This is a genomic window from Micromonospora sp. SCSIO 07396 (assembly GCF_053667945.1).
Genome location: NZ_CM132210.1, coordinates 1400333 through 1427048, shown reverse-complemented (window position 1 = coordinate 1427048; position 26716 = coordinate 1400333). Strand labels below are relative to the sequence as shown.

At 73.5% G+C, this 26716-nt stretch carries 21 protein-coding genes; 6 read left to right on the top strand and 15 right to left on the bottom strand.

The genetic code is table 11. The features are described 5' to 3' along the window. Positions 1 to 7: 7 nt before the first annotated feature. The 3 genes from ngcE to ACWCHM_RS06395 are packed head-to-tail and all read right to left on the bottom strand — an operon-like array spanning position 8 to position 3163. Positions 8 to 1444, bottom strand: coding sequence for an N-acetylglucosamine/diacetylchitobiose ABC transporter substrate-binding protein (gene ngcE / locus ACWCHM_RS06405; protein WP_204959074.1), 1437 nt, complete (start codon positions 1442 to 1444; stop codon positions 8 to 10). A 25-nt stretch (positions 1445 to 1469) separates the two neighbouring features. Beyond that, the gene (locus ACWCHM_RS06400; protein ID WP_281895915.1) at positions 1470 to 2219 is read right to left on the bottom strand and encodes an SIS domain-containing protein; all 750 of its coding nucleotides are present in this window, start codon (positions 2217 to 2219) and stop codon (positions 1470 to 1472) included. Next, the gene (locus ACWCHM_RS06395; RefSeq protein WP_204959076.1) at positions 2216 to 3163 is read right to left on the bottom strand and encodes a MurR/RpiR family transcriptional regulator; all 948 of its coding nucleotides are present in this window, start codon (positions 3161 to 3163) and stop codon (positions 2216 to 2218) included. Before ACWCHM_RS06395 ends, ACWCHM_RS06400 begins: the two co-directional genes overlap by 4 nt. Positions 3164 to 3364: 201 nt before the next feature. Here ACWCHM_RS06395 and ACWCHM_RS06390 point away from each other — a divergent pair, with 201 nt between their 5' ends. After that, entirely contained in the window at positions 3365 to 4354 is a 990-nt protein-coding gene (locus ACWCHM_RS06390; RefSeq protein WP_454221731.1) for an N-acetylglucosamine kinase, read from the top strand. Positions 4355 to 4426: 72 nt separating this feature from the next. Here the strand turns inward: ACWCHM_RS06390 and ACWCHM_RS06385 are convergent, their stop codons facing one another. The 3 genes from ACWCHM_RS06385 to murD form a co-directional block, all read right to left on the bottom strand. Next, a complete protein-coding gene (locus tag ACWCHM_RS06385) occupies positions 4427 to 5908 on the bottom strand; it encodes a CoA-acylating methylmalonate-semialdehyde dehydrogenase (protein ID WP_454223032.1) in 1482 nt (493 codons plus the stop codon). Between the two features lie 56 nt (positions 5909 to 5964). Continuing rightward, the gene (locus ACWCHM_RS06380; RefSeq protein ID WP_454221730.1) at positions 5965 to 7272 is read right to left on the bottom strand and encodes an aspartate aminotransferase family protein; all 1308 of its coding nucleotides are present in this window, start codon (positions 7270 to 7272) and stop codon (positions 5965 to 5967) included. A 109-nt stretch (positions 7273 to 7381) separates the two neighbouring features. Next, complete coding sequence (murD, locus tag ACWCHM_RS06375; RefSeq protein WP_454221729.1) at positions 7382 to 8728, bottom strand: UDP-N-acetylmuramoyl-L-alanine--D-glutamate ligase; 1347 nt, start codon at positions 8726 to 8728, stop codon at positions 7382 to 7384. An 87-nt stretch (positions 8729 to 8815) separates the two neighbouring features. Between murD and ACWCHM_RS06370 the strand changes: the two genes are divergently transcribed. Then, positions 8816 to 10165 (top strand): hypothetical protein, encoded by a 1350-nt coding sequence (locus ACWCHM_RS06370; protein WP_454221728.1) that lies wholly within the window; start codon positions 8816 to 8818, stop codon positions 10163 to 10165. A 348-nt stretch (positions 10166 to 10513) separates the two neighbouring features. Here ACWCHM_RS06370 and ACWCHM_RS06365 read toward each other — a convergent pair whose 3' ends face one another. The 3 genes from ACWCHM_RS06365 to ACWCHM_RS06355 form a co-directional block, all read right to left on the bottom strand. Next, positions 10514 to 12190 carry a PucR family transcriptional regulator gene (locus tag ACWCHM_RS06365; protein WP_281895908.1) on the bottom strand — a complete coding sequence of 559 codons (1677 nt, stop codon included), beginning with the start codon at positions 12188 to 12190 and terminating at the stop codon, positions 10514 to 10516. 152 nt (positions 12191 to 12342) lie between these two features. Beyond that, the gene (argG, locus tag ACWCHM_RS06360; protein WP_204959082.1) at positions 12343 to 13794 is read right to left on the bottom strand and encodes an argininosuccinate synthase; all 1452 of its coding nucleotides are present in this window, start codon (positions 13792 to 13794) and stop codon (positions 12343 to 12345) included. Positions 13795 to 13850: 56 nt separating this feature from the next. After that, entirely contained in the window at positions 13851 to 14666 is an 816-nt protein-coding gene (locus ACWCHM_RS06355; protein WP_204959083.1) for a TrmH family RNA methyltransferase, read from the bottom strand. A gap of 179 nt (positions 14667 to 14845) precedes the next feature. On the opposite strand from ACWCHM_RS06355, the gene ACWCHM_RS06350 reads away from it, so the two are divergent. Further along, positions 14846 to 16678, top strand: a complete 1833-nt coding sequence (locus ACWCHM_RS06350; protein WP_454221727.1) for a thiamine pyrophosphate-requiring protein — start codon at positions 14846 to 14848, stop codon at positions 16676 to 16678. A gap of 273 nt (positions 16679 to 16951) precedes the next feature. Beyond that, positions 16952 to 17557 carry a dTMP kinase gene (locus ACWCHM_RS06345; RefSeq protein WP_281895903.1) on the top strand — a complete coding sequence of 202 codons (606 nt, stop codon included), beginning with the start codon at positions 16952 to 16954 and terminating at the stop codon, positions 17555 to 17557. 170 nt (positions 17558 to 17727) lie between these two features. Here the strand turns inward: ACWCHM_RS06345 and ACWCHM_RS06340 are convergent, their stop codons facing one another. The 4 genes from ACWCHM_RS06340 to ACWCHM_RS06325 form a co-directional block, all read right to left on the bottom strand. After that, complete coding sequence (locus ACWCHM_RS06340) at positions 17728 to 19893, bottom strand: transglycosylase domain-containing protein (RefSeq protein WP_454221726.1); 2166 nt, start codon at positions 19891 to 19893, stop codon at positions 17728 to 17730. A 248-nt stretch (positions 19894 to 20141) separates the two neighbouring features. Next, on the bottom strand, positions 20142 to 20903 hold the full coding sequence (locus ACWCHM_RS06335) for a hypothetical protein (protein ID WP_454221725.1): 762 nt from the start codon (positions 20901 to 20903) through the stop codon (positions 20142 to 20144). A 206-nt stretch (positions 20904 to 21109) separates the two neighbouring features. Further along, a complete protein-coding gene (locus ACWCHM_RS06330) occupies positions 21110 to 22216 on the bottom strand; it encodes an SPFH domain-containing protein (RefSeq protein ID WP_281895897.1) in 1107 nt (368 codons plus the stop codon). Between the two features lie 4 nt (positions 22217 to 22220). Further along, complete coding sequence (locus tag ACWCHM_RS06325) at positions 22221 to 22694, bottom strand: NfeD family protein (RefSeq protein WP_204959089.1); 474 nt, start codon at positions 22692 to 22694, stop codon at positions 22221 to 22223. 94 nt (positions 22695 to 22788) lie between these two features. Here ACWCHM_RS06325 and ACWCHM_RS06320 point away from each other — a divergent pair, with 94 nt between their 5' ends. Beyond that, a complete protein-coding gene (locus ACWCHM_RS06320) occupies positions 22789 to 24102 on the top strand; it encodes a serine hydrolase domain-containing protein (RefSeq protein ID WP_454221724.1) in 1314 nt (437 codons plus the stop codon). A gap of 40 nt (positions 24103 to 24142) precedes the next feature. Here the strand turns inward: ACWCHM_RS06320 and ACWCHM_RS06315 are convergent, their stop codons facing one another. Continuing rightward, on the bottom strand, positions 24143 to 24955 hold the full coding sequence (locus tag ACWCHM_RS06315; protein ID WP_204959091.1) for a DUF3097 domain-containing protein: 813 nt from the start codon (positions 24953 to 24955) through the stop codon (positions 24143 to 24145). 146 nt (positions 24956 to 25101) lie between these two features. On the opposite strand from ACWCHM_RS06315, the gene ACWCHM_RS06310 reads away from it, so the two are divergent. Continuing rightward, positions 25102 to 25896: a hypothetical protein gene (locus ACWCHM_RS06310; protein ID WP_204959092.1), complete on the top strand. Its 795-nt coding sequence runs from the start codon at positions 25102 to 25104 to the stop codon at positions 25894 to 25896. Between the two features lie 34 nt (positions 25897 to 25930). On the opposite strand, the gene ACWCHM_RS06305 is transcribed toward ACWCHM_RS06310, so the two are convergent. After that, positions 25931 to 26710 (bottom strand): HAD-IIA family hydrolase, encoded by a 780-nt coding sequence (locus ACWCHM_RS06305; RefSeq protein ID WP_088645665.1) that lies wholly within the window; start codon positions 26708 to 26710, stop codon positions 25931 to 25933. Between the last annotated feature and the right edge of the window lie 6 nt (positions 26711 to 26716).

The window sequence follows — 26716 nt, the reverse complement described above, 5'->3', positions numbered from 1 at the left end:
CGATCGGTCAGCGCGTGAACTTGGCGACGGAGCTGTCCTTCTTGATGGCGTCGGCCCGCTTCTGGATCCGCTCCACGAAGGCGTCGGCCTTGATCCGGCCGAACATCAGCTCGTTGGTGGCGGTCCGCGCCTCGGTGTCCAGCTCCTTGTACCAACCGTCGAAGTACAGGTTGAACACGTCCTTGCCGGCGGCGGCGAGGGCGGCCTGGGAGCTGGCCACGCCGGGCGGGAAGGCGAAGCCGGTGCTGCCGGCGGTGACCACGGTCGGGGCCTTGACCACCTCGGTGAAGCCCTTCGCCCCGGCGACGGAGAGCATCTGGCGCATGTACTCCAGACCACCGCGCGGGTTCTTGCTCTTGGCCGAGACGAAGTAGCCCTCACCGGCGGTCGCCCGCACCGCGGTCGCCGGCAGCTTGTCCGAACCGGACAGGCTCGGCACCGGCATGAGCTGGTAGTCGAAGCCGGCCGGGGTGTCCTTCTTCTGCTCGCCCTCCAGCCAGTCGCCGCTGGGGTAGAGGGCCAGCTTGTACTGGTTCTGCCGCAGCTGCACGTCGGTGTGCTTGAGCCCCTCGAAGCTCTTGTCGACGTACTTGGCGCCGATCTCCTCCCACGCCTGCGCCGCCTGCTTGACCGCGTCCTGCTGCCAGGCGCCGTCCTCCAGGTTGTCGATGTTCTTGAGCACGTCGGTGCCGCCGATCTTCGCGGCGTGGGTCAGGATCACGTTCCACTGGTAGTAGGCCGCGTTCGCCCCGGCGTAGCCGTACGGGGTGATGCCCTTGGACTTGATGCCGTCGAGCAGGGCGGTGAACTCCGACCAGGTCTTCGCCGGTGCCCAGCCGTTGTCCTTGAACAGCTTGCCCGAGTACCAGATGCCGAAGACGGTGGAGACGTAGTACAGGACGTACGGCTTGCCGTTGAAGGAGCCCGCCTCGACCGTGCCGGGCACGACCGTGTCGCGGACCTTCTTGCTCGGGTCGTCGACCGACGGGGCGTCCCACAGCTCGGTGAGGTCCATCAGCTGCCCGTCGGCCACCAGCGACCCGAAGTCGATCAGCTTCTCGCCCGAGTTGTTGACGAACTCCGGCGGGTTGCCCGAGGCGAACCGGGGCTGGAGCACGGTGGAGACCGCCTGGGTGGACTGGTGCTTGATCTCCGCCTTGGGGAACGCCTTCTTGTACAGCGGCTCGTGCACGTCGGTGGCGTACTTCTCGCCGTAGCCGCCGTTGAAGATGACCACCTCCAGCGGGGCGTCCTCGGCGACGCCCAGCGGGTTGGCGGCGCTCTTGGTGCCCTCCTCGGCCTTGGTGGTGGTCTCGTCGGAGCCGCTGGTGGCGCAGGCGCCCAGCAGGCTGACCACCGGCGTGGCGAGCAGGCCCGCCGCGGCGGTGCGGCCCAGCAGGGTGCGCCGGTTCAGCGCGGCGGGGGTCTCGGGGGTATTCGACATCGTCGTCTCTCCTTGGGTGTCCGGGTCAGGCGGTGCGCCGGAGACGCCCGGCGTACCGCGACTCGAGGGCGAGGTTGTGCGCGTCCCCACCGGGGACGTTGGCGGAGAGGTAGATAGGGGGTACCTCTCCGGCCTGGTGGAACCGTCGGACGACCTCCGCGGTCACCAGTTGCGCCAGCAGCGCGGAGGTGACCGAGGAGACCGCACAGACCGCGCCGCCGCCCTCCAGCGGCAGCAGTGCGTCGCCGTACGGGGCGCCGTTGTCCAGCACCACGTCGGCGAGTTCGGCGAGTCGACGCCCGGACGGGTGGCGGGGTGCGACCCGTGCGGTGTGCGCGACCGAGGTGACCGCGATCAGCGGATGGCCGTGCCCGGTGACCAGCGTCGCCAGCTCGACGACCGAGCCGTTGATGCCGGACTGCGAGGCGATCAGGAAGACGTCGGCCGGCTGCGACCGGGCCAGCGGGTAGAGCTGGTGGGCCACGGCCGGGTCGCGTTCCAGCTTGGGGTCGGTGAGCACGTCGCGCGGGGCGTCGCCGTGCAGCACCAGGTCGTGCAGGCCGATCCGGTTGGTGGGGACCAGGCCGCCGGCGCGGGCCACCAGTTCGGCGGCGAACGCCTCGGAGTGGCCGGCCCCGAACGCCTGGAGCACCCCGCCGGCCCGCAGGCTGGTGGCGATCAGGTCGGCGGCCCGGCCGATCGCGTCGGCCTGGGTGTCGAGCAGCCGGTCGAGGACGGGCCGGACGGCCCGCGCGTACCCCTGGGCACTGATCATGAGGTGGTCCCCTTCGCGGCCTTGTGCCCCTGCACGGCCTGGGCGGTACGCCGGAAGGCCGCGTGGGCGCGGTCGTGGGTGCGCTGCGCCACGGCGATGTAGAGCAGGTCGAGCACGACGAGTTGGGGGTGCCGGGCGGACAGCGCGTCCGGCCGGAAGGTGGTGGCCTGGCTGGCCGTGAGCAGGACGATGTCGGCCAGTTCGGCCAGCGGCGAGCGCGGGAACCCGGTCAGCGCCACGGTGGTGGCCCCCCGGCTGTCCGCCTCGGCGAGCATCTCGATGGTCTCCCGGGTCTGCCCGGTGTGCGAGATGCCCAGCGCCACGTCGCCGGGGCCGAGCAGCGCGGCGCTGGCCAGCCCCTCGTGCACGTCGCTCCAGGCCCAGGCGGCGACCCCGATGCGGTGCAGGCTGAACTGCATCTCCTCGCCGACCAGCGCGCTGCCGCTGGCCCCGAAGATGTTGACCCGGGCGGCGCCGGCGATGGCGACGGCGGCCCGTTCGACCTCGGCGAGGTCGAGCAGGGTGGCGGTGTCGTGCATGGCCCGGGTGTCGGCGGCCATGATCTGGTCGAGCACCCGCTCCAGCGGGTCGCCGGGTTGGATCTCCCGGCCGATGTCGACGGTCCAGCCGGCCGAGCGCGCCCGGCCGGTCTCGGAGGCGATGCCGAGGCGCAGGTCGGCGTAGCCGTCGAAGCCCATCGCCCGGCAGAACCGGGTGATGGTGGCCGGTGAGGTGCCGCTGCGTTCGGCCAGCTCGACGATGGTGGCGCGGGCCGCTGCCTCCGGGTCGCTGAGCACCTGCTCGGCGACCCGGCGCAACGCTCCCGTCAACTCTCCCGCGCCGGCCCGGACCCTGGCCAGCACCCCGTCCGCGCTGCGCCGGTCGACCGGCTCGGCATCGACCACCGCGGTTGCCGCGGTGGTGTCCGCCTCGTGCTCGGCCATCGACGCGCCTTTCGGAAAAGAGTGTTAACTGTTAGTGGTAAAAGTTCTTACTGAAGGCCCCTTCCTGTCAAGACCATGGGCGAAGTTTTCAAACTGTTACCTGCCGCGCGGCCCACTCCCGACCCCCGGTCTTGCCCTGCGGCACCGCACCGACCAGCATGGACACCCCTGGACCAGCGCACTCCCGGGAGGCCCGCGAGGATGTCCGACACCGTCGTGGTCGGCCTCGACATCGGGGGTACGGCCACCCGGGCCACCGCCCTGACCCTCACCGGCGAACGCCTCGGCACCGGCCGGGCCGGCGGCGGCAACCCCACCAGCCACGGTGCCGAACGTGCCGCCGTCGAACTGTCCACCGCACTGCGGGAGGCGCTACGCGGGGTCGATCCGGCCCGGGTCCACGCCGGGGCGATCGGGCTCGCCGGGGCCGGCCGGTTACGCGCCGACCCGGCCGGTCGGGCCGCCTTCGACCGGGCCTGGTCGGACGCCGGCCTGCGCTGCCCGTACGCGGTGCACAGCGACGCCCTCGTCGGGTACGCCTCCGGCACCGCCGCGCCCGACGGCACGATCCTGGTCGCCGGCACCGGGGCGATCGCCGCCCAGGTGTGCGACCTGCGGCTGGACCGGATCGCCGACGGGCACGGCTGGCTGCTCGGCGACGCCGGCTCCGGCTTCTGGCTGGGCCGGGAGGCGGTCCGGGCGCTCCTGGCCGACCTGGACGCCGGCACCGCGCCCGGCCCGCTCGGCCGGCGGCTGCTCGCCGAACTGACCGGCACGACCGGGGTGGCCGCCCGCCCCCGGGACACCGTCGACGCGGTGGTCCAGGCGGTCACCCGTCGACCACCCGTGGAACTGGCCCGGTTCGCCCCGCTGGTCGTCGACGCCGCCGTCGCCGGTGACCCGGGCGCGGCCGAACTGCTCCACCGCGCCGCCGCGCACCTGGTCACCAGCGCCGGTCGGATTCGCCCGGACGGCGTGACGACGCCGCTGGTGCTCGGCGGTGGGCTGCTCACCGGCGACACCCCGCTCGGCGCGGCGGTCCGGGCCGAGGCGGGCCGTCGCTGGCCGGACGCCCCGGTCCACTCGGCCGGGGACGGCGCGGCGGCGGCGGCCTGGCTGGCCGCCCGCACCCTGCCCGAGATCACCGACCCGGTGACCCTGCACGCGTTGCTGGTCCCGCCGAGCGGCTGACCGGCCGAGTACCGGCCGCCGCGTGATCGTTGTCGGTCAGACCGCGTGCCCGACCGGGTCAGGTCTGGTGGGTCAGGTCTGGGTGGGGAAGCCGAGGTTCACCCCGCCGTGGCGCGGATCCGGCCAGCGGCTGGTGACCACCTTGCCCCGGGTGAAGAACCGTACCCCGTCCTCACCATGGGCGTGCAGGTCACCGAAGAGCGACGCCTTCCACCCGCCGAACGAGTAGTACGCCATCGGCACCGGGATCGGCACGTTGATCCCCACCATGCCCACCTCCACCTCGTGCTGGAAGCGCCGGGCCGCCCCACCGTCGTTGGTGAAGACCGCCGTGCCGTTGCCGTACGGATTGGCGTTCACCAGGGCCAACGCCGCGTCGTACGAGTCGACCCGGACGACACCGAGCACCGGGCCGAAGATCTCGTCGGTGTAGATCGACATGTCCGGGGTGACCCGGTCGAACAGCGTCGGCCCCAGCCAGAACCCGTTCGGGTCCCCGTCCGGGGTGACGTCCCGACCGTCCACCACCGGCACCGCCCCGGCGGCCACCCCGGCCGCCACGTACCCGCGTACCCGGGCCGCGTGCGCGGCGGTCACCAACGGACCCATGTCGCAACCGCGCCGCCCGTCGCCGGTACGCAGCCCGGCCATCCGCTCGGCGATCCGCGCCACCAGGGCGTCGGCGACCGGCTCCACGGCCACCAGCGCGGAGATCGCCATGCACCGCTCGCCCGCCGAGCCGAACCCGGCGTTGACCGCCGCGTCGGCGGCCAGGTCCAGATCGGCGTCCGGGAGCACCACCAGGTGGTTCTTCGCCCCGCCGAGGGCCTGCACCCGCTTGCCGCCAAGCGTCGCGCGCCGGTGCACCTGCCGGGCGACCGCTGTGGAACCGACGAACGACACCGCCCGCACGTCGGGGTGGTCGAGCAGCGCGTCGACCGCCTCGGCGTCACCGTTGACCACGTTGAGCACCCCGGCCGGCAGACCCGCCTCGACGAACCACTCGGCCAGCAGCAGCGCCGCGCCCGGATCCTTCTCGCTCGGCTTGAGCACTACCGCGTTGCCGCAGGCCACCGCCACCGGCACGAACCACAGCGGCACCATCACCGGGAAGTTGAACGGCGAGATCACCGCCACCACCCCCAGCGGCTGCCGCAGGCTGTACGAGTCGACCCCGGTGGAGACGTTCTCGCTGAACCGCCCGCGCAATGCCGAGGCGATGCCGCAGGCGTACTCGATCACTTCGAGACCGCGCTGCACCTCGCCGGCGGCGTCGGCGAGCACCTTGCCGTGCTCGGCGGTGATCACCTCGGCGAGCCGGTCCCGGCGGGCGTGGACCAGCTCCCGGAAGGCGAACAGCACCGCCGTGCGCCGGGCCAGCGAGGCGTCCCGCCAGCTCCGGGCGGCCCGTCCGGCCGCCCCGACCGCCACCGCGACGTCCGCCGCGTCGGCCAGCGCCACGATTCCGGTACGCCGACCGGTCGCCGGGTCGAACACGTCCCCGTGCCGGCCGGACGTCCCGTCGATCCGCCTACCGTCGACGAAGTGCCCGATCCGGGCAGCGTCCACCGTGGGCGCGGCCTGCGGGCCGGGTGACCGGGTCGCCCCGGTCACCGCGCCGCCTCCGCCGCCACCGTCGAACGGATCGCCTCGACCAGGATCGCCAGGCCCTCGTGGGCCTCGGCCTCGGTGAGGGTCAACGGTGGACCCATCCGCACCACGTTGCCGTGCAGGCCGCCCTTGCCGACCAGCAGGCCGCCCGCCCGGCACGCCTCGACGACCCGGCCGGTCAGCGCCGGATCGGGCTCCATGCCACCCGGCTGGACGAACTCCACGGCGAGCATCAACCCCCGGCCCCGGATCTCGGCCACCCCGTCGAGGTCGGCGACGGCGGCCCGCAACCCGTCGACGAGGATCGCGCCGACCCGGGCGGCGTTGGCCTGGAGGTCGTGGTCCCGCAGGTAGTCCAGGACGGCGTTGCCGGCCGCGGTGGCGAGCGGGTTCCCGCCGAAGGTGGAGAAACTGACCGCCGGCACCGACTCCATGATCTCGGCCCGGCCGACCACCCCCGCCAGGGCGAAGCCGTTGCCGATGCCCTTGGCGAAGGTGAGCAGGTCCGGGATGACCCCGTGCGCCTGGTAGCCCCAGAAGTGCGCACCGGTACGCCCCCAACCGGTCTGCACCTCGTCGGAGATCAGCAGGATGCCGTGCTCGTCGAGCACCTTGCGCCAGCCGGCGAACAACCCGTCGGGCGGGGCGACGAAACCGCCGACCCCCTGCACCGGCTCGGCGATCAGGCACGCCACGTCACCGCTGGTCTGGGTGGCGAGCACCTCGCGCAGGTCCTCCACGGCGGCGTCGATCCGGTCGTCGGCGGGCAGCCGGGCGAGCAGCCCGCGCAGCCGCTCCCCGGAGTGCAGCCAGGCCACCTGGAGCGGGCTGTGCGCGCTGGCCGTCCAGCCCCGGTTGCCGGTGACGCCCATTGCCGCGTACGACCGGCCGTGGTAGCTGTTGCGGACGGCGAGGATCTGGTGCGAGCGGCGGTAGCTGGTGGCGGCCAGCAGCGCCGCCTCGTTCGCCTCGGTGCCGGAGTTGGTGAAGAAGACCCGCGCGTCCGGGATGCCGGCGACCTGGATGATCTTCTCGGCCAACTCCACCTGCTGCCGGATCAGGTAGAGGGTGGAGGTGTGCACCAGGCCGGTGTCCAGTTGACGCTGCACCGCCTCGCGGATCTCCGGGATGTCGTAGCCGATCATGTTGGTCAGCACGCCGCCGAAGAAGTCCAGGTAGCTGCGGCCCCGGGCGTCGGTCACCCGACGGCCGGAGCCGGCGACCAGCTCGATCGGTTCGGCGTAGTAGAGCGGCATCCAGGACGGGAGCACGGCCCGGTGTCGGGCCAGCAGGTCGTCGGCGGTCATCGGCACACCCTTCCGCGGCGGGGTTCGCGTGCCCCGCACGCTGCCACCCCGGCCCGCCGCCGACAACTGCCACTGTGTAGCCCGGTGGCCGACCACGCTAACACCACGGTCAGCCGGCAGTGGCCCGGATCGCCTCGGCGAACACCTCGGACCGGTGCTCGAAGTTGCGGAACCGGCCGTAGCTGGGCGCCGCCGGGGACAACAGCACCACCCCGTCGGGCGGGGTCACCGCCCGCGACAACCGGACCGCGTCCGTCAGGTCGTCCACCACCTCGGTACGCACCTTCGGCAACCCGGCCAGCGCCGCCACGATCCGGGGGCCGCTGTCCGGAATCCCGATCACGGTCAGCTCCCGCTCGGCCAGGTGCTCGGCCAGCGGCGTGTAGTCCAACCCCCGGTCGGTACCCCCGACGATCACCGTCAACGGCCGCCCGTCGTACGCGTCGATCGCGTGCATCGCCGCGTACGGGCTGGTGGCGAGGGTGTCGTCGACGAAGGTCAGGCCGGACGGGTCGACGATCTCGGTGAGCCGGTGGGCCAGCCCGTGGAACCCGGCGACCGCCACCGCCAGGGTGTCCTTGTCGGCGACCACGTCCACGCCCAGCGCGTCGAGCACGGCGAGCGCCACGCAGAGGTTGCCCGCGTTGTGCCGGCCGACCAGCGGCAGCACCCCCCGGGCGAACAGCGGCCGGTCGCCGAGGTGGAACCAGTCGGTGCCGTCCGGGCCGGTGGCGACGTGCACGCTGTCGGGCAGGCCGGCCCGGATCGCCGTCCGGTCGCCCAGCTCCAGGGCGAGGCGGGGGTCGTTGCCGTTGACCACCACCGTGCGGGGGCCGTACGCGATCAGGTTCAGCTTGTCGCGGTAGTACTCGGCCTCACCGCCGTGCGCGTCCAGGTGTTCCGGGAACAGCGAGGTGACCACCGCCACCCGGGGCGAGTCGGTCAGGTCGCTGCACTGGTAGCTGGACAGCTCCAGCACGTACTGCCCGGCCTCGGGCAGGTCGAGGGTGGGCACGCCGATGTTGCCGCCCAGCACGTTGGGCCGGTCCACCGCGGCGAGCAGGTGGCTGATCAGGCTGGACGTGGTCGACTTGCCCTTGCTGCCGGTGACCCCGATCGTCCGGTCGGCATGGTCGGCCATCCACAGCGCGGTGCCCTGGGTGACGGTCGCCCCGTTCGCCCGCAACTCGACCAGCCACGGGTGGGTGTTGGGCACCCCCGGGGAGCGGACGACGACCTCGGCTGCGGCCAGCCGGGCGTACCCCTGCTCGCCGGTGACCAGCGGCGCGGCCTCGGCGAGCGGACCCTCCCAGGCCACCGTGAGGAAGTTGGCGCTGTCGTCGACGGCGACCAGGTCGGCCGGGCCGTGCGCGGCGATGGCGGTCACGGCGGCGCGGCCCTCCCGGCCGGCCCCCCAGACGGCGACGGTACGGCCGCGCAGATCGGACAGGCGCACGAACTCTCCCTGAGGTGTCGACGGCGGTGCGGCGGCCCGGTCCGGCGCAGCGGACCCGGCCGGACGGACCAGGGCCTAGTATGGCGTGTGCCCAACGAGCAGCTCCGGCGGATGGACGCCTTCACCTTCCCGTCGTACGCGTTCGACCCCGCCACCGGCGCGGCGTCGTTCGACTACGCCCTGACCGGCCCCGACGGCGAGCAGCGGTTCACCGAGACGATCACGCTGCCGGTGCCGGCCACGCCGCCGTCGGCGCAGACGCTGGCCACCCTGGGCCGGGTCCTGGAACTGCTGCACGTGGTGGCCGGGGTCAGCTACTACAAGGCCGCCGCCCCGCCCCGCCTGGTGCTGCCGACGCCGCTGGGCGCGGCGGCCACCGCGCTGGTCACCGCCGTCTACACCAAGGGCCTCGCCGAGTACGCCTACCGCAACCGGCTCCCGCACGTGCTGGAGCTGCGCCCCGAGGTGCCGGCCGGCGAGGTCCCGCCACCCCGGGTGTACGACGACTCCGACCGGCGTCCGCTGTCGGCCGTGGGCGGAGGCAAGGACTCCATCGTCAGCCTGGAGGCGCTGCGCCGGGGCGGCTTCGACCCGGTGCCGTTCTCGGTCAACCCCAACCACGTGATCGTCGCCGTGAACGAGGCGTCCGGGCTGCCGGCGCTGGCCGCCCGGCGGCGGCTCGACCCGGTGCTGTTCGACCTGAACGCCGCCGGGGCGCGCAACGGGCACATCCCGGTCACCGCGATCAACTCGCTGATCGCGGTCGCCACCGCCGTGCTGCACGGGCTCGGGCCGGTGGTGATGTCCAACGAGCGGTCCGCGTCCGACCCAAACCTGATCTGGAACGGTCACGAGATCAACCACCAGTGGTCGAAGGGGGTCGAGGCCGAGGGGCTGCTGCGGGCGGCGCTGGCCGGGCACGCGGGGCTCACCGAGCCGTACTTCTCGTTGCTGCGCCCGCTGTCGGAGCTGCACATCGCCCGGCTGTTCGCCACCATCGACCGGTACGACGCGGTGGTGACCAGCTGCAACGCCGCGTTCAAGCTGCGCGAGGCCAGCGCCCGCTGGTGCCGCGACTGCCCGAAGTGCCGGTTCGTCTTCCTCGCCATGGCCCCGTTCATGCCCCGGGAACGGGTGGTCGGCATCTTCGGCGGCGACCTGCTGGCCGACGAGACGCAGATCCCCGGCTACCGGGAACTGCTCGGCGTGGACGGGCACAAGCCGTTCGAGTGCGTCGGCGAGGTGGAGGAGTCGGTGGTGGCGTTGAGCCTGCTCGCCGAGCAGGACCAGTGGCGTGACGCCCCGGTGGTCCGCGCCCTGGTCGACGCGGTGCCCGCCGCCGCCTGGTCGACGGCGGCCACCTCCGACGTCTTCACCCCGGCCGGCCCCCACCACGTCCCCGCCGCCTACGCCAAAACCCTGGACACCCTGACCTGACCCGCTCCCCCGCGCCCTTTCCCCACCCGACCCTCATCGCCCCGGTGATCAAGAGGTTCGCGTCACCGGGGCGGCGAATTCCGACGCATTCCTCTTGATCACGGCGAACCTGCCGGCCGGACGGTCGGTGATCAAGAGGAATGCGTCACCCGGCCAGCGAAATCTGACGCGAACCTCTTGATCGCGGTCGACGGGCAGGCCGCGCGGGCGGTGATCAAGAGGTTCGCGTCACCCCGCCGACGGAATCTGACGTATTTCTCTTGATCATCGGAGACCTGCCGGGCGGGCACGGGCGGGCACGGGGCGGAAGGGTGGCGGGGCGGAAGGGTGGGAGCGGGGGGAGGCGCGTCAGGGGGTGCGGATGGCGTCGAGGGCCAGCAGGGCGACGTGCAGGGAGAGGCAGGCTTCGACCGAGTCGAGATCGACGCCGAGGATCCGGCCGATCCGGGCCAGCCGTTCGTAGAAGGCCGGTCGGGACAGGTGTGCGGCGACCGCGCCTGCCGACTTGTTGCGGCCCTGCTCCAGGTAGGCACGCAGGGTGCCGAGCAGTTGTTCCCGGGGGTGTTGGGCGTCGTGGGCCAACAGCGCGCCCAGTTCCCGTTCGACGAAGGTCTGCAACCGGGGCTCGTCGCGTAGCAGGTGCAGCAGGCCGGCCAGTCCGACGTGCGGCAGCCGGAAGACCGGCAGGTCACGGCTGTCCCGGCGGGCGGCCTCGGCGACCTGGCGCGCCTCGACCAGCGAGCGGCGTACCTCCCGTAGGCTCGCCACCCCGGAACCGGCGGCGACGAGCACGCGCGCCGGCTGGTCGGGGTGGCGGCGGCGCAGCGCGGCGGCGAACGCGGCCAGCGCGCGGTCCTCGGCGGCGGCCTCCGGCAGGGCGAGCAGGACCCCCACCGCCTGGTCGTCGACGGGGCTGGTCAGCCCGGTCAGTTTCGCCTCCCGTAGCGCCTGGCCGACCGCTTCGGCGAGGTCACGCAGCCGGGCCGGGCCGGCCTCGGCCGGGCCGCCCTCACCCGGTGCGCCGGATTCGGCCGGGGTGTCGCGGCGGAGCCGGACCATGACGCCGATCAGGTGCCGACGCTCCAGGGGCACCCCCAACGCCCGCGCCCGCAAGGCGATCTCGTCCACCGGCCGGGAGTGGTCGAGCAGGGCGGTGAGCAGCGTGTGGTGCAGTTGCCGTTCCAGCCCTTCGGCGTCGCGGCGGATCAGCCGGCCCAGCGCCAGGGTGGAGGCGGCCCGCTCCACCAGGATGGTCAGCCGGGTGGGCGGCGCACCGACGGGCCGGCCGTCGCCGAGGCCCGCCCGCGCCGGCCAGCGCAGCAGCAGCCGACCCCAGTCCTGTCCGCGCGCGCCGACGGTCGTGACCAGCCAGCCGCTGTCACTGTCGTACGCCGTGCGTCCGGCGGGACGCAGCCGTCGGGAGTGCTGCTCCCAACCGTCCAGCAGCAGCTCGGCGTTCTCCCCCGCCGGGTCGTAGGCGAGCACCTGCCGGGACAGGTTCTCCAGCACCACCGGGCAGCCGGCCAGCGCGGCGGCCTGCCGGACCACCTCGGCGGTCCCGGCGCCCTCGACGGACAGTTCGGTGAAGCGTTGGTGGATCTCCTCGGCGGCCCGCAGTTCGTGCAGTTGGGCGTCGACGATCAGGGCGTGCACCGCCTCGGTGATCCGCACGAACGGGGTGGGCCGGCGCAACTCGACCAGGGGCAGCCCGCGCCGGGCGGCGGCCACGGCCATCACCCGGGGCACCTCGGTCGGGTAGCGGCGGCCCAGTTCGACCACGAGCCCGGAGACGCCCACCGCGACCAGGTCGCCGATGAAGGCGCGTAGTCCGACGTCGTCGGCGGGCAGCCCGATGCCGGTGGTGAGCACGAGTTCACCGCCGCCGAGCAGGGTGGCGATGTCCGGCACCTCCGTCACGTGCACCCAGCGCACCGGCCGGTCCAGGCCGGTCTCCCCGGCTACCAGCCGGGGCGCGCCGCGGCGGACCGGGTCCAGCGCGAGCACCTCACGGACGGTAGGGAACACGGGCGACAACCTACCCCCGGTGACCCCGGGCCCCGCCATCCACCGTCCGTCACCGCCCCCGACCGACCACGAGGGCGGCTCCGCCGGCCGGGACGGTGAGGGCGGCTCCGCCGGCCGGGGGCGGGGACCGGTCCCGGCCGGCGATGCGACGGTCAGTCGACGCCGAACTCCATCGCGGCCCGGTCGAGGGCCTCGTCGTCGGCGGTGGCGACGCCCCGGGAGGCGATGGCCTCCGCGCCGCCCTGCGGCATCGCCCCGATCAGCCCGGTCGAGGCGGCCTGGGCCGCGCCGATCGCCCGCTGGGGGGTTCCGCCGCCGACCAGGCCGAGGGTGGCGTACTGCTCCAGCTTGGCCCGGGAGTCGGCGATGTCGAGGTTACGCATGGTGAGCTGGCCGATCCGGTCGGACGGGCCGAACGCCGAGTCCTCGGTGCGCTCCATGGACAGCTTGTCCGGGTGGTAGCTGAACGCCGGGCCGGTGGTGTCCAGGATCGAGTAGTCCTCGCCCCGGCGCAGCCGCAGGGTCACCTCGCCGGTGACGGCGGTGCCCACCCAGCGCTGCAACGATTCGCGCAGCATCAGCGCCTGCGGGTCGAGCCAGCGGCCCTCGTACATGAGCCGGCCGAGGCGACGGCCCTCGTGGTGGTAGTTGGCCAGGGTGTCCTCGTTGTGGATGGCGTTGACCAGCCGCTCGTACGCGGCGTGCAGCAGTGCCATGCCGGGGGCCTCGTAGATGCCCCGGCTCTTGGCCTCGATGATCCGGTTCTCGATCTGGTCGGACATGCCCAGGCCGTGCCGGCCGCCGATGGCGTTGGCCTCCAGCACCAGGTCGACGGGGCTGCCGAACTCCTTGCCGTTGATCGTCACCGGGCGGCCCTGGTCGAAGCCGATGGTGACGTCCTCGGTGGGGATCTCCACGGACGGGTCCCAGAACCGGACCCCCATGATCGGGCTGACCGTCTCGATGCCGGTGTCGAGGTGTTCCAGGGTCTTCGCCTCGTGGGTGGCGCCCCAGATGTTGGCGTCGGTGGAGTACGCCTTCTCGGTGCTGTCCCGGTAGGGCAGGCCGCGTTCCAGCAGCCACTCCGACATCTCCTTGCGCCCGCCGAGTTCGGTGACGAAGTCGGTGTCCAGCCACGGCTTGTAGATCCGCAGCTGCGGGTTGGCCAGCAGGCCGTAGCGGTAGAACCGCTCGATGTCGTTGCCCTTGAAGGTCGAGCCGTCGCCCCAGATCTGCACGTCGTCGGAGATCATCGCCCGGACCAGCAGGGTCCCGGTCACCGCCCGGCCCAGCGGGGTGGTGTTGAAGTAGGCCCGGCCACCGGAGCGGATGTGGAAGGCGCCGCAGGTCAGCGCGGCCAGCCCCTCCTCGACCAGGGCGGCACGGCAGTCGACCAGGCGGGCGACCTCGGCGCCGTAGCTGAGCGCACGTCCGGGCACCGAGTCGATGTCGGGCTCGTCGTACTGGCCGATGTCGGCGGTGTAGGCGCACGGGACGGCGCCCTTGTCGCGCATCCACGCGACCGCGACCGAGGTGTCGAGGCCGCCGGAGAAGGCGATGCCGACACGTTCGCCGATGGGCAGGGAGGTGAGAACCTTGGACACAAGGAAGATTATGCACCTGCCCGCATTCTCATGCAAATAGCCGGGGGTCGTGGTGACTACCCGTCGACCGGGTCGTCCCGGCCCAGCTCCCAGAACGCCACCGCCGCCGCGGCGGCCACGTTCAACGAGTCCACGCCACGCCGCATCGGGATCACCACCCGCACGTCGCTGGCCGCCTGCGCCGCCCCGGTCAGGCCGGGGCCCTCCGCCCCCAGCAGCAACGCCGCCCGCGCCCGCTGCGCCGGGGTCAACCGCTGCATGGGTACGGCGTCCGCCGCCGGCGTCATCGCGAGCACGGTGAACCCCGCCGCGCGTACCTCGTCCAGGCCGACCGGCCAGCGCTCCAGCTTCGCGTACGGCACCGCGAACACCTCCCCCATGCTGACCCGCACGCTGCGCCGGTAGAGCGGATCGGCGCAGGACGGCGAGAGCAGCACCGCGTCGATGCCGAGCGCGGCGGCCCCCCGGAAGATCGCCCCGAGGTTGGTGTGGTTGTTGATGTCCTCCAGGATCACCACCCGGCGGGCGGCGGCCAGCACCTCGGCGGCGGCGGGCAGGGGCTTGCGGTGGAACGAGGCGAGCACCCCCCGGTGCACGTGGAAGCCGGTCGCCTTCTCCAGCACGTCGGGGGTGGCCGCGTAGACCGGGGCGTCCCCGGTGTCCAGGTCGGCGAGCTGGTCGACCCGCTTCGCGTCGACCAGGTACGACCGGGCCGGGTAGCCGGCCCGCAACGCCCGGCGCAGCACCAGCTCCCCCTCGGCGATGAACAACCCGTGCGGGGGCTCCCAGCGGGTACGCAGCTCGACGTCGGTCAACGCCCGGTAGTCGGCGATCCGGACGTCGTCGGGGTCGGTGATCTCGTGTACGGGCACCGCCCGATTCTGCCCGTCCCCACGGTGCGCGCCCGCAGGGCGGTCCCCACGGTGCGCGCCGGCCCGAACCGGTCGGTCGGGCTCCGGGACCCGGTCGGGTTCTCCCGGGGCGACCGGGTTTCCCAGGGCCTGACGCGGGAAGGGGGCGGGAAGCGGACACGACCGGAGGGACCACCACGATGAGCGCAGCGGGCACCACCGACGGCCGGTTGCCGAAGAACGCCACGGTCGCCGACCACATCGTGGCCCGCCTCGCCGAGTGGGGGGTGCACCGCTACTTCGGCTACCCGGGCGACGGCATCAACGGGATGACCTCCGCCCTGCAACGGGCCGGCGACCGGGTGGAGTTCGTCCAGGTACGCCACGAGGAGACCGCCGGCTTCGCCGCGAGCGCCCACGTCAAGTACGGCGGCGGCCCGCTCGGCTGCGCCCTGGCGACCAGCGGCCCCGGCGCGATCCACCTGCTCAACGGCCTCTACGACGCCAAGCTCGACCACCAGCCGGTGGTGGCCCTGGTCGGCAACACCGCCCTCACCGCCGAGGGCGGCGGCTACTACCAGGAGGTCGATCTGCTCGCCCTCTACAAGGACGTGGCCTCGGACTTCCTGGCCCAGCTCGACGATCCGTCCCAGGTGCGGCACCTGGTGGACCGGGCCTGCCGGACCGCGCTGTCCCGCCGGACGGTGACCGCGCTGGTGCTCCCGTTGGACGTGCAGGACGAGCCGGCGGTCCCGGACCCGCCGCACGCGCACGGCTACTACCACACCAGCGCGGCCCCCAGCAGCATGCCGACCGTGCCCCCGGAGGCGGACCTGCGCCGCGCCGCCGAGGTGCTGCGCGGCGGCGAGAAGGTGGCGATGCTGGTCGGGCAGGGGGCGCTGGGCGCCGAGGCGGAGGTACGGCTGATCGCCGACCGGCTGGGCGCCGGGGTGGCCGCCGCCCTGCTCGGCTTCACCGCCGTCGACCACCGTGAGCCGTGGGTGACCGGGGCGATCGGGCTGCTCGGCACCCGGCCGAGCTGGCAGCTCATGCAGGAGTGCGACAGGCTGCTGATCGTCGGCAGCAACATGCCGTACTCGGAGTTCTATCCGCCGCAGGGGCAGGCCCGGGCGGTGCAGATCGACCTGGACGGCACCCGGATGGGGCTGCGCTACCCGACGGAGGTCAACCTGACCGGCGACGCCGGCCCCACCCTGCGGGCGCTGCTGCGGGAGCTGGGTGACGGGCCGACGCCGACCGCCTGGCGGGCGACGGTCGCGGACGCCACCTCGGGGTGGCGGCAGGCCCAGGCGGAACTGGCCGGGCAGCCGGCGCACCCGGTGAACCCGCAGTTGCTCTTCCACACCCTCAACGACGCGCTGCCCGACGACGCGATGATCGCGGTGGACTGCGGCACCGCCACCGCCTGGTACGCCCGCCACCTCCAGGTCCGCCCCGGCATGCTGGCCAGCCTCTCCGGCACCCTGCTGTCGATGGGCGGGGCCATGCCGTACGCGCTGGCGGCGAAGTTCGCCCACCCGGACCGGCCGGTGGTGGCGCTGATCGGCGACGGGGCGATGCAGATGAACGGGGTCAACGAGTTGATCACCGTGGCGAAGAACTGGCGGCAGTGGGCCGACCCGCGTTTCGTGGTGCTGGTGCTCAACAACCGGGACCTGGCGTTCGTCAGTTGGGAACAGCGGTCCACCGAGGGCACCCCGCGCTATCCGGCCAGTCAGGACCTGCCCGACGTGGCGTACCACAGGTGGGCCGAGGTGCTGGGCCTGGACGGTGTGCTGGTCGACTCCCCCGACCAGGTCGACGGCCTGTGGCGGCGGGCACTGACCGCCGACCGTCCGGTGGTGGTGAACGCGGTGGTCGACCCGGCGGAGCTGATGCTGCCCCCGCACTTCACCCTCGACCAGGCCCGCAAGACGGCGGCGGCCCTGCTGCGCGGCGACACCGACCGGGCCGGCATCGTCCGCCGGGGCATCCCGGCCACCCTGGCCACCTACCGCCCCCGCCGCCGCTGACACCCACCCGGTCCGACCCGCAGGCCGGGGCCCGCAGGCCGGATGCTGCTCGCAATGTCGCCCGAACAGCGGTATCAAGCGGCAGGGACACCCCTGTTGCGGCGACACTGAGTCGATCATGGAGTGCCGAGTCGGGATCGGGGCGACGGACGAGCCGGTTGCCCGGGCAGGGCCGAGTCACGCGTGGGACCCGGCCACGGCGGGACCGAGCCGGTTGCCCGGGTGGGGGCAGGCGACAGGGGTCCGTTGTCCGGGGTGGCTAGTGTGCCCGGGGTGCGACGATCGACGATGGTGGCGCTGGTGGGCGTGGACGGCTCCGGCAAGTCCACCCAGGCCACCGCCCTGGCCCGGCGACTGAACTCGGCGGGCGTGCCGGCGGTCTACCTGGAGAACGCCGGCGGCCGGCCGCTGTGGAACCGGCTGGCACAGGCGGTGGGCCGCCGCGACGGCGTGCACCTGTTCGGCCGGCGCTGCTATCCGCTGCTGGAGGCGACGGTGCGCTGGCTGGCGCTGGCCCGCGCGGTGGCGGTCACCCGGCTGACCGGGCGGGTCGGGGTGATGGACCGCTGGACCTGGTGCCAGTACGTGATCATGCGGGCCCGGGGTGACCGGGGCGTCCGCCTGGTCCGCGCCGCGTACGCCGTCTTCCCGGAGCCCGACCTGGTCTGCTTCCTGGCGGTCACCCCGGAGTTGGCCCGGCGGCGGGTGCTGGCCCGGGGCATCGACACCGAGGAGTTGGCGCACCTGACCGCGCTGGACGCCGGCTACCGGGCGCTGGCCGGGTTCGCCGACTTCACCGTGATCGACGGCGATGCCGACCCGGCGACGGTGGCCGCCGCCCTGGACCGGGCGGTCGCCACCGCCATCACCCGAAGGTAGGCCAGGCCCGCCCGACGGGTAGGCCCGCCCGCCCGGGGCGGGAGGCAGGCCCGGCCGGGAGGCACGCCCGGCCGGCGGTGGAGCGCAACAGCGGTATCCAGCGGGACGGACACCGCTGTTGCGGCGATGTCGCGTCAATCGCAGCCCGGCCGGGGCCGGGCGACAGCCGGTCAGCCCCGGCGGTTCTGGAGCCAGCGGAGCAGGTCGGACGGGAAGTTCTGGTCCTCCGGCTCCGGGGTCCGGGGCGACGGGCGGGGCGTGGGGCGCTGCGGGTTGCCGGCGAGTTCCCGGCTGGGGGCGGTGAAGTCCCGCACCGGCAGGCCGTCGACCGCGGTGCGGATGGTCCGGGCGACCGCGGTGATCACCTCACCCTGCACCGCCGCGCCGACCGCGTCGCTCGGGTCGTCGGGGTTGGCGGCGATACCGGCGACCGCCACCTGCGGGGTGAACCCGACGAACGTCTCGGTGGCGTTCTTCTCCGAACTGCCGGTCTTGCCGGCCACCGGGCGGCCCACGATCCGGTCCACCCCACCGGCGGTGCTGCCGTTGCACTGCCCGTACGCCGACTGCTGGCCGACCGGGCAGCGGGCCGCGTCGGTGGCCGCCCGCGCCACGTCCGGCGTCAGCACCTGCTTGCAGGACGGCGTGCCGACGGGAACGGTCGAGCCGTCCGGGCCGGTCACCGACACCACGGGCGTCGGCGCGCAGTACGTCCCCTCGGCGGCCACCGTCGCATAGGCGTTGGCCAGGTCGAGCGGGGTGGTCGCGGACACCCCGAGGGTGAACGCCCCCCAGTTGTCGGCGTCGTGTGCGGCGAGGTCGGCATCGGTCCCGGCCCGGAACGTGATCCCGAGGCGCTGCGCCATCTCCACCACCTTGGCCGGGCCGACCTGCTCCTCCAGCCACACGAAGTAGGTGTTCACCGAGCGGCCGAAGCCGTCCCACATCATCCGGTAGCCGTCCATCCGCGCCGGGTTGGCGTTCGCCGGGCACCACCTGCCGCCGCAGGAGGCCTCGCCCTCGGCGGGGAACCGGGTGGTCAGCCGGCTCGGCGAGTCGAAGCCGGTGGACAGGGTGCGACCGTTCTCCAGCGCGGCGAGCATGGTGAACAGCTTGAACGTCGAGCCGGCCTGGTAGCCGGTGATGCTGCCGCCGCCGGAGACCAGCGGGTTGACGGTCTGCCCGTCGCCCACCCCGTACTCCCGGTTCACGGCCAGGGCGAGCACCCGGCCGGTGCCGGGTTCGACGGCGGCGATCGGCAGGGCACGGGCGTCGTCGGCGGGGTAGACCTTGCGGGCCTCGGCGGCGGCGGTGGCCTGGACGTCCGGGTCGAGGGAGGTGACCACGGTGTAGCCGCCCCGGCGCAGCGCCTGCTCCCGCTCCTGCTCGGTCGCGCCGAAGGCGGGCTGCTCCAGCCACCAGCGGCGCAGGTAGTCGCAGAAGAACCCGGCGTCGGCGGTCACCGCGGCGGTGCAGCCGTTGGGCTGGGCGGTGGGGTGCAGGGTCAGCTTCTCGGCACGGGCCTGGTCGGCCTCGGCGGCGGTGATCGCGCCGGTGGCGACCATCGAGTCGAGCACGTACCCGCGCCGCTGCAGCGCCGCTTCCCGGTCCCCGTCGATCGGGCTGTACGCGTCGGGCGACTGCACCAGGCCGGCGAGCAGCGCCGACTCGGCGAGGGTCAGGTCGGCCGGCGCCTTGCCGAAGTAGCGCTGGCTGGCGGCGGCGACCCCGTACGCCCCGGAGCCGAAGTAGGCGATGTTGAGGTAGCGGTTGAGGATCTCGTCCTTGCTGAGGGTCTTCTCCAGCTCGGTGGCGTACCGGATCTCCTGGAGTTTGCGCCCGACGGTCTGGTCGGTGGCCGCCTGCCGCTCCTCGGCGGTCCGGCTGGGGTCGCTCTTGAGCACGTTGCGCACGTACTGCATGGTCAGCGTGGAGCCACCCTGGGCGGTTCCGCCGCCGGTGACGTTGGCGACCAGGGCGCGGGCCATCCCGCGCAGGTCGGCCCCACCGTGGGAGTAGAAGCGGCGGTCCTCGGCGGCGACGATCGCCTGCCGCAGCGTCGGGGCGATCTCGGCCAGCGGCACGTCGGTGCGGTTGACGTCGTAGAACGTGGTGAGCAGCGTCTTACCGTCGTTGGCGTAGAGGTAGGAACGCTGCGGGGTGGCCGGGGTGCGCAGCGCCGCCGGCAGGTCGTCGAACGCCCCGAGCACCGCCCTGGCGGCGAGCCCCGCAAGCAGGTTGCCCGGCAGCGCGGCGACCGCGAGGACCAGGCCGGCCAGCAGGCCGGCGAGCAGCACGGTGAGCAGCCGCGTCAGCGGCGTCCGGGGTGAGGACATGCGGGCAAGCATTGCCACCGCACGGGCCAGCGGCCCACTCCGGCAGCCGATTGTCAGGTAACTCACCGTGACCTGCCAGCGACTTCCCCGTCCCGCGGCCCTGCCGTCCCGGTCCGTCCGGTCCATCCCGTCTCTCCCCCCGGCTCGGTGATCAAGAGGTTTGGGTGCGTCCCGTCCGGATTCCTGACCCGAACCTCTTGATCACCGGGGCGGGCCAGGCGGGGCCGGGCGGGAGCGGGGAGGGAGGGTCAGGGGGTGGTGACGCTGGCGGTGGCGGCGTCGCGGGCGATGGTGGCCGGGACGAGGCGGCCGGAGCGGTAGCCGATGCCGATGCCGGCGACCAGCACGAAGATCGCCCCGAAGGTCTGTAGCGGGCCGAACAGCGCGCCGCCGAGGCCGAGCAGGGGCGCGGCGATCATCAACATCACCCCGTCACCGATCGCGAACGCCCCGGACCGGGCCACCGCCCAGCCGGTGAGCAGCCAGCCGGCGGTGTAACAGGTGGCGCCGAGCAGCACCAGCGTCCGGGCGGTGGTGCCGAAGACGGGGGTCTGCGCGGCGAGGCCGGCGAAGGGCAGCATCAGCACCGTACCGCCGATGCTGCTCAGCAGGCCGGCCACCGCGCCCCGCCGGCTGCGGGTGGCCGCGAGCAGTCCGGTGAGCGCGAGCAGGGCGAGCAGGCCCAGCCAGATCGCCGCTACCCAGCCGAGCAGGTAGAGCGGCTGGCCGTCGGCCGGGTAGGGGGCGTTGCCGACCCCGCCGTCGCCGGCCGTCGCCACCGTGCCGGTCAGCACCGCGTAGGCGGGCAGCAGCCAGACCGCGGCGCGGGCCAGCCGGCGCAGCGACCAGGCCCAACTGGCGTCGGTGGCCGGCGCGGCCGGCCCGGGGTCGCCGACGAAGGGCAGCACCCCGAAGCCGCCGCCGGTGCGCCGGGTGCCCAGCGGCCCCGCCGGGTCGTGTGCGCCGGGAACGGGGGTACGGGAGAACAGCCGCTGCGCCGGGTCCTTCATGCCTCACCTCGTCCGCTCCGCCGGGCTTCGCCGGCTGCCTGCACGGGCGGGCCACCCGGCCGACCCGTCTGCGGTGACGGGTGGCACGGAACGCGTCGACGCCCCGGGCCTGACCACCACCCGTCCCTCAGGACCGATCGTGGCAGGCGTCGGGGCGCCGGATGAGCGTTTTTCACATTTGCCGCCCGGGGTGAGCGGCGGCGGGGTCAGGCCCGTTCGCGCTGGTCGGCCGGGTCGGTGACCAGGCTGGCCGGGGAGACCGGCTCGGGTGCCGGCAGCCCCTTCGGCACGTTGCCGCCGGTGGCCTGCGCCTCGGCGACGCGTACCTCGTCGTGGATCTGCTGGGCGGCGCTCGCCGCCGCCTCGGCCGCCTCGGCGGCCTCCCGCTCGACCTCGCTGGCGGTGCGCTTCGCCTCGGGGGCCGGCTCGTCGCCGACCATCTTGCTCAGCCCGCCCAGCGCGCCGCCCATGCCCTCCAGCGCCTTGGTCAGCTCGGCCGGGACGATCCAGACCTTGTTGGCCGTGCCGTTGGCGATCTGCGGCAGCGCCTGGAGGTACTGGTAGGCCAGCACCTTCTGGCTCGGGTTGGCGGTGTGGATCGCGTCGAAGACCGTCCGGATCGCCTTCGCCTGACCCTCGGCCTGCAGGATGCGGGCCTGCCGGTCACCGTCGGCGCGCAGCACCGCGGCCTGCTTCTCACCCTCGGCGGTGAGGATCTGCGACTGCTTGTGCCCCTCGGCGTTGAGGATGGCGGCCCGGCGGTCCCGCTCGGCGCGCATCTGCTTCTCCATCGAGTCGCGGATGCTCGGCGGCGGCTCGATCGCCTTGATCTCCACCCGGGTGACCTTGATGCCCCACCGGCCGGTGGTCTCGTCGAGCACGCCGGAGAGGTGCCTGTTGATCTCCTCCCGGCTGGTCAGCGCCCGCTCCAGGTCGAGCGAACCGATCACGTTACGCAGCGTCGTGACGGTCAACTGCTCGATCGCCTGGATGAAGTTGGCGATCTCGTAGGTCGCCCGGACCGAGTCGACGACCTTGTAGTAGAGGACGGTGTCGATCGACACCACCAGGTTGTCGGAGGTGATCACCGGCTGCGGCGGGAAACTGACCACCTGCTCCCGCATGTCGACCTTGGTACGCACCGCGTCGACGAACGGGACCAGCAGGTTCAGGCCCGGGTTCAGGGTGCTCTTGTACTTGCCGAGCCGCTCCACCACGTCCTGACGCTGCTGCGGCACGATCCGCACCGCCTTGGCCAGCGTCACCACTATGATCAACGCTACGGCCACCAACAGGACCGCTACAAATTCCATACCGTCACCTTTTCGCTTCCGGCAGCTCGCCGGCTGAGGAAATGTCGTCCTGCCACACCAGGGCGGTCGCGCCCTGGACCTTTATCACCTGCACCCGCGCACCGGGGGCGAAGGTCTGCGTCGCGTCGTACGGACGTGCCGTCCACAACTCGCCGTCGATCTTCACCATGCCCTGTTCGGCATCGACCTGCTCGATCACCAGGGCGGTGGCGCCCTCCAGCGCCTGCACCCCGAACGGCTGCTCGCCGCTGTCGAGCGACGGCCGCATGTGCCGGCGGATGGTCGGCCGGGCGAGCGCCACCGTCAGCGCCGACACCACGGCGAAGACCACCGCCTGCACGGCGACGGGCGCACCCAGCGCGGCGGCCCCGGCGGCGGCGAACGCACCGACCGCGAACATGATCAGAAACAGCGTCGTCGTGAAGATCTCGGCGACGGCCAACAGCACACCCAGCACGATCCACACCACGGCGTCCACCCCCCGATCGTGACACGTCCACGCGAATCCACCCACTTCTGATGATCAGTAAGCTCAGTTCAGGCCCGTTCCGACCGCCGCCAAGGAGCCGATCGTGACCCTGCTCGCCGAGACCGTCCGTCGGATCGACACCCTGGTGGCACAGACCCAGGCCACCGGGCGTACGCCGTCGTTGGCGCTGGGCGTCGTACGGGACGGGACCCTGGTGCACCTGGCTGCCGCCGGCGACCACCCGCGCCCCCACGCCGCCCTCCAGTACCGGGTGGGCTCGATCACCAAGACGATGACCGCCACGCTGGTCATGCGGGAACGCGACGCCGGCCGGCTCACCCTGGACGACCCGCTGGAGCGGCACCTGCCGGGCACCGCCGTCGGCGGGCTCACCCTGCGCCAGCTCCTCGGCCACGCCAGCGGCCTGCTCCGCGAGCCCGACGGCCCGTGGTGGGAACGCACCGAGGGCACCGACCTGGCCACCCTGGTCGCCGGCGTGAGCACGGACAAGGTCGGCTACCCCGCCTGGCGCGGCTACCACTACTCCAACCTGGCGTACGGGCTGCTCGGCGGGGTGCTGGAGCGGATCACCGGGACGCCCTGGGCGGAGCTGCTGACCACCCGGATCCTCGACCCGCTGGGCCTGCGCCGCACCACCTACCATCCCACCGCGCCGTACGCGCCGGGATACGTGGTGCACCCGTGGCACGACACGCTGCGGGAGGAGCCGCGTACCGACACCGGGGCGATGGCCCCCGCCGGGCAGCTCTGGTCGACGGTGACCGACCTCGCCCGGTGGGCGGCGTTCCTCGCCGACCCCGACCCCGAGGTGCTCGCCGCCGACACCCTCACCGAGATGTGCGCCCCGGTGATACTCAGCGACCTGGACTCCTGGCGCGGCGGCCACGGCCTGGGGCTGGAGCTGTACCGCGAGGGCGACCGGGTGTACGTGGGGCACGGCGGCTCGATGCCCGGCTACGTCGCCGCGCTGACCGTGCACCGGCCCAGCCGGACCGCCGTGGTCGGCTTCGCCAACTCGTACGGGTTCCGCACCGGCCACATCGGTGGGTTGTCCCGGCAACTGCTCACCCTGGTCCTGGACGCCGAGCCGACGCCGGTCACGCCCTGGCGTCCGGCCGCCGCGCCACCGGCGGCGGAACTGGCCGAGCTGACCGGCCGCTGGTGGTGGATGGGCATCGAGTACGAGGTCCGGGCCGACCCGGCCGGCGAGCTGTGGGCCGGCCGACCCGGCGACCCGACGCTGCTGTTCACCCCGACCGGACCGGACCGCTGGCGGGGCCGTTCCGGTGAGGAGGACGGCGAGGTCATGGCCGTGCTCCGCGACCCGGACGGGCGGGCGGTGGGCCTGGACATCGGCACCTTCGTCTTCACCCGCACCCCCGACCAGGAGCCCTGACCGGGCCGCCCATCGGGACCGGTGGGTCGGCCGGCGGGTGTCAGTCGGGTTCGGTGACGAAGTCGATCAGGCGTTCCATCGCGTTGATCAGCGGCGTCTCGACGTCGGCGAAACTGTCCACCCGGGACAGGATGCGTCGCCACATCTCGGCCGGCTCGGCCACCCCGAGGGCCGCGCAGACGCCCTCCTTCCACGGCCGGCCGGGCGGCACCACCGGCCAGGCCCGGATACCCAGCGCGGCCGGCTTCACCGCCTGCCACACGTCGACGTACGGGTGTCCGGTGACCAGCACGTACGGGGAGTTCACCCGGGCCACGATCCGGCTCTCCTTGGAGCCGGGCACCAGGTGGTCGACGAGCACCCCCAACCGGCGGCCGGGGCCGGGGGCGAAGCCGCGCACCTCGGCGTCGAGGGCGTCGATGCCGTCCAACGGCTCCACCACCACGCCCTCGACCCGCAGGTCGTCACCCCAGATCCGCTCCACCAGGGCGGCGTCGTGCACGCCCTCGACCCAGATCCGGCTGGCCTTGGCCACCCGCGCCCGCACGTCGGCCACGGCGATCGACCCGGAGGCGGTCCGGCGACGGGCGGCGGGCACCGGGGCACGGGCCGGCCGGCGCAGGGTCACCGGCTCCCCGTCGAGCAGGAACGCGGCGGGCAGCAGCGGGAAGACCCGCCGCCGGCCGTGCCGGTCCTCCAGCACCACCGCCCCCGACTCGAAGCCGACCACCGCGCCGCAGAACCCGGAGTCGGCGTCCTCCACCACGAGATCCGGCTCGGCGTCGACCTCGGCGGTGACCTTCCGTCGTCGCCAGTCGCCCGCCAGCACGTCCTCGCCGTATCGCCCCGCCATGTCGATCACGCTATCCCCCGCTGCGCCCCGGCACCTCCCGACGCGCCCACCCGATCCGCCACGCGCCGCCGGCCCGGCGGGCCACCCGACCGGCCTTCGATGCGGCAGTCGAGACAGGGACGGCGGGGAGCACGTACCCTTTCGGCATGTCCTCCCCCGCAACGGGCGCGGCCACCCTGGCCGCGCGCCGGTCGAGCCGTTTCGTGGCCTGGGTACGCGCCTGGCGGGCCGGCCTGGTCCCCTTCGACGAGGTCGCCGAGTCGGTCGCCGGCGACGAGGAGCACCTGGTCGCCGACGCGCCGGGCACCTGGCGGGACGTGCCGCTGCGCGAGGCCCTGCCGGCGCTGGCCAAGCTCTCCCCCGACGAGATCCGGCTGGTGCTGCCCGCGCCGGGCGACCCCCGGGGACTGCCCGGTCCGGGCGACTTCGCCGGGGCCGCGCTGCTGGCCGGGGAGGCCGTGGTGGCCGGTGGGCTCGGGTTGATCCCCGAGGTGCGCACCCACACCTCCGGCTCCGGGATGACCTGGGAAACGGTGCTGTGGCGGGTCTATCCGCTGCCGGCCGACGCGCCGAAGGCGTCGCTGACCGCGCCGGGGGCCGCCGAGGCGGAGGCCGAACTGGCCACCGCGCTGGCCGAGTCGACCGCCGCGCTGACCCGGCTCGACGTGGCCCAGTGGCGGCCCGAACTGGCCGGGGCGCTGGCCGCACTACGTCGCCCGGACGGCGCGACCGACCTGCCGCCCGGGTTCGACCCGCGTTCCCGGCGGCTGTTCGCCCGCGCCGCGGTGCTCGACCGGGTACTCGCGCTGGCCGGGGAGAGCGCGCCCGGCGGGGCGATCAACAACCACGAGGCGCAGCAGCGCGACGCCGCGCTGCGCCCACTGACCACCGCCTGCCGGCAGGCGCTGGTGGCCGCCTGCAACGCCCCGCTGCGTCCCTGACCGCACCCGGCCGGGCCCGCCGGTCCGGTACGGGTCAGATCTCGTCGATCAGGTCGAGCACCGAGTCGACGATGCGCGACGGCCGGTACGGGTAGCGTTCCGTCTCGGCCCGGGTGCTGATCCCGGTGAGCACCAGGATCGTCTCCAGCCCCGCCTCCAGCCCGCACAGGATGTCGGTGTCCATCCGGTCGCCGATCATCGCGGTGCTCTCCGAGTGCGCGTTGATGGTGTTCAGCGCCGAACGCATCATCATCGGGTTGGGCTTGCCGACGAAGTACGGCTCCACCCCGGTCGCCTTCGAGATCATCGCGGCGACCGATCCGGCGGCGGGCAGCGCGCCCTCCACCGACGGGCCGGTGACGTCCGGGTTGGTGCAGATGAAGCGGGCCCCGTCGTTGATCAGCCGGACCGCCTTGGTGATCGCCTCGAAGCTGTAGGTGCGGGTCTCCCCCAGCACCACGTAGTCCGGGGCGAAGTCGGTCAGCACGTAACCGACGGCGTGCAGCGCGGTGGTCAGCCCCGCCTCCCCGATCACGTACGCGGTGCCGCCCGGCCGCTGGTCGGCGAGGAACTGGGCGGTGGCCAGCGCCGCCGTCCAGATCGCCTCCTCGGGCACCTCGAAGCCCATCCGGGTCAGCCGGGCCTGCAGGTCGCGCGGGGTGTAGATGGAGTTGTTGGTGAGCACCAGGAAGGGCTTGCCGGAGGACCGGAGCCGGTTGACGAACTCCGGTGCGCCGGGCACCGGCTGACCCTCGTGCACCAGCACGCCGTCCATGTCGGTGAGCCAGCTCTGCACCGGCTTGCGGTCAAGCATCTGTCG

Bases quoted from the DNA above. Each gene is read 5' to 3' on its own strand.
- ngcE (WP_204959074.1), bottom strand. From the start codon at position 1,444: ATGTCGAATACCCCCGAGACCCCCGCCGCGCTGAACCGGCGCACCCTG.
- ACWCHM_RS06340 (WP_454221726.1), bottom strand. From the start codon at position 19,893: ATGTCCTCACCCCGGACGCCGCTGACGCGGCTGCTCACCGTGCTGCTC.
- ACWCHM_RS06400 (WP_281895915.1), bottom strand. From the start codon at position 2,219: ATGATCAGTGCCCAGGGGTACGCGCGGGCCGTCCGGCCCGTCCTCGAC.
- ACWCHM_RS06330 (WP_281895897.1), bottom strand. From the start codon at position 22,216: ATGGAATTTGTAGCGGTCCTGTTGGTGGCCGTAGCGTTGATCATAGTG.
- ACWCHM_RS06350 (WP_454221727.1), top strand. From the start codon at position 14,846: ATGAGCGCAGCGGGCACCACCGACGGCCGGTTGCCGAAGAACGCCACG.
- ACWCHM_RS06390 (WP_454221731.1), top strand. From the start codon at position 3,365: ATGTCCGACACCGTCGTGGTCGGCCTCGACATCGGGGGTACGGCCACC.
- ACWCHM_RS06305 (WP_088645665.1), bottom strand. From the start codon at position 26,710: ATGCTTGACCGCAAGCCGGTGCAGAGCTGGCTCACCGACATGGACGGC.
- ACWCHM_RS06380 (WP_454221730.1), bottom strand. From the start codon at position 7,272: ATGACCGCCGACGACCTGCTGGCCCGACACCGGGCCGTGCTCCCGTCC.
- ACWCHM_RS06310 (WP_204959092.1), top strand. From the start codon at position 25,102: ATGTCCTCCCCCGCAACGGGCGCGGCCACCCTGGCCGCGCGCCGGTCG.
- ACWCHM_RS06395 (WP_204959076.1), bottom strand. From the start codon at position 3,163: ATGGCCGAGCACGAGGCGGACACCACCGCGGCAACCGCGGTGGTCGAT.
- ACWCHM_RS06315 (WP_204959091.1), bottom strand. From the start codon at position 24,955: ATGGCGGGGCGATACGGCGAGGACGTGCTGGCGGGCGACTGGCGACGA.
- ACWCHM_RS06335 (WP_454221725.1), bottom strand. From the start codon at position 20,903: ATGAAGGACCCGGCGCAGCGGCTGTTCTCCCGTACCCCCGTTCCCGGC.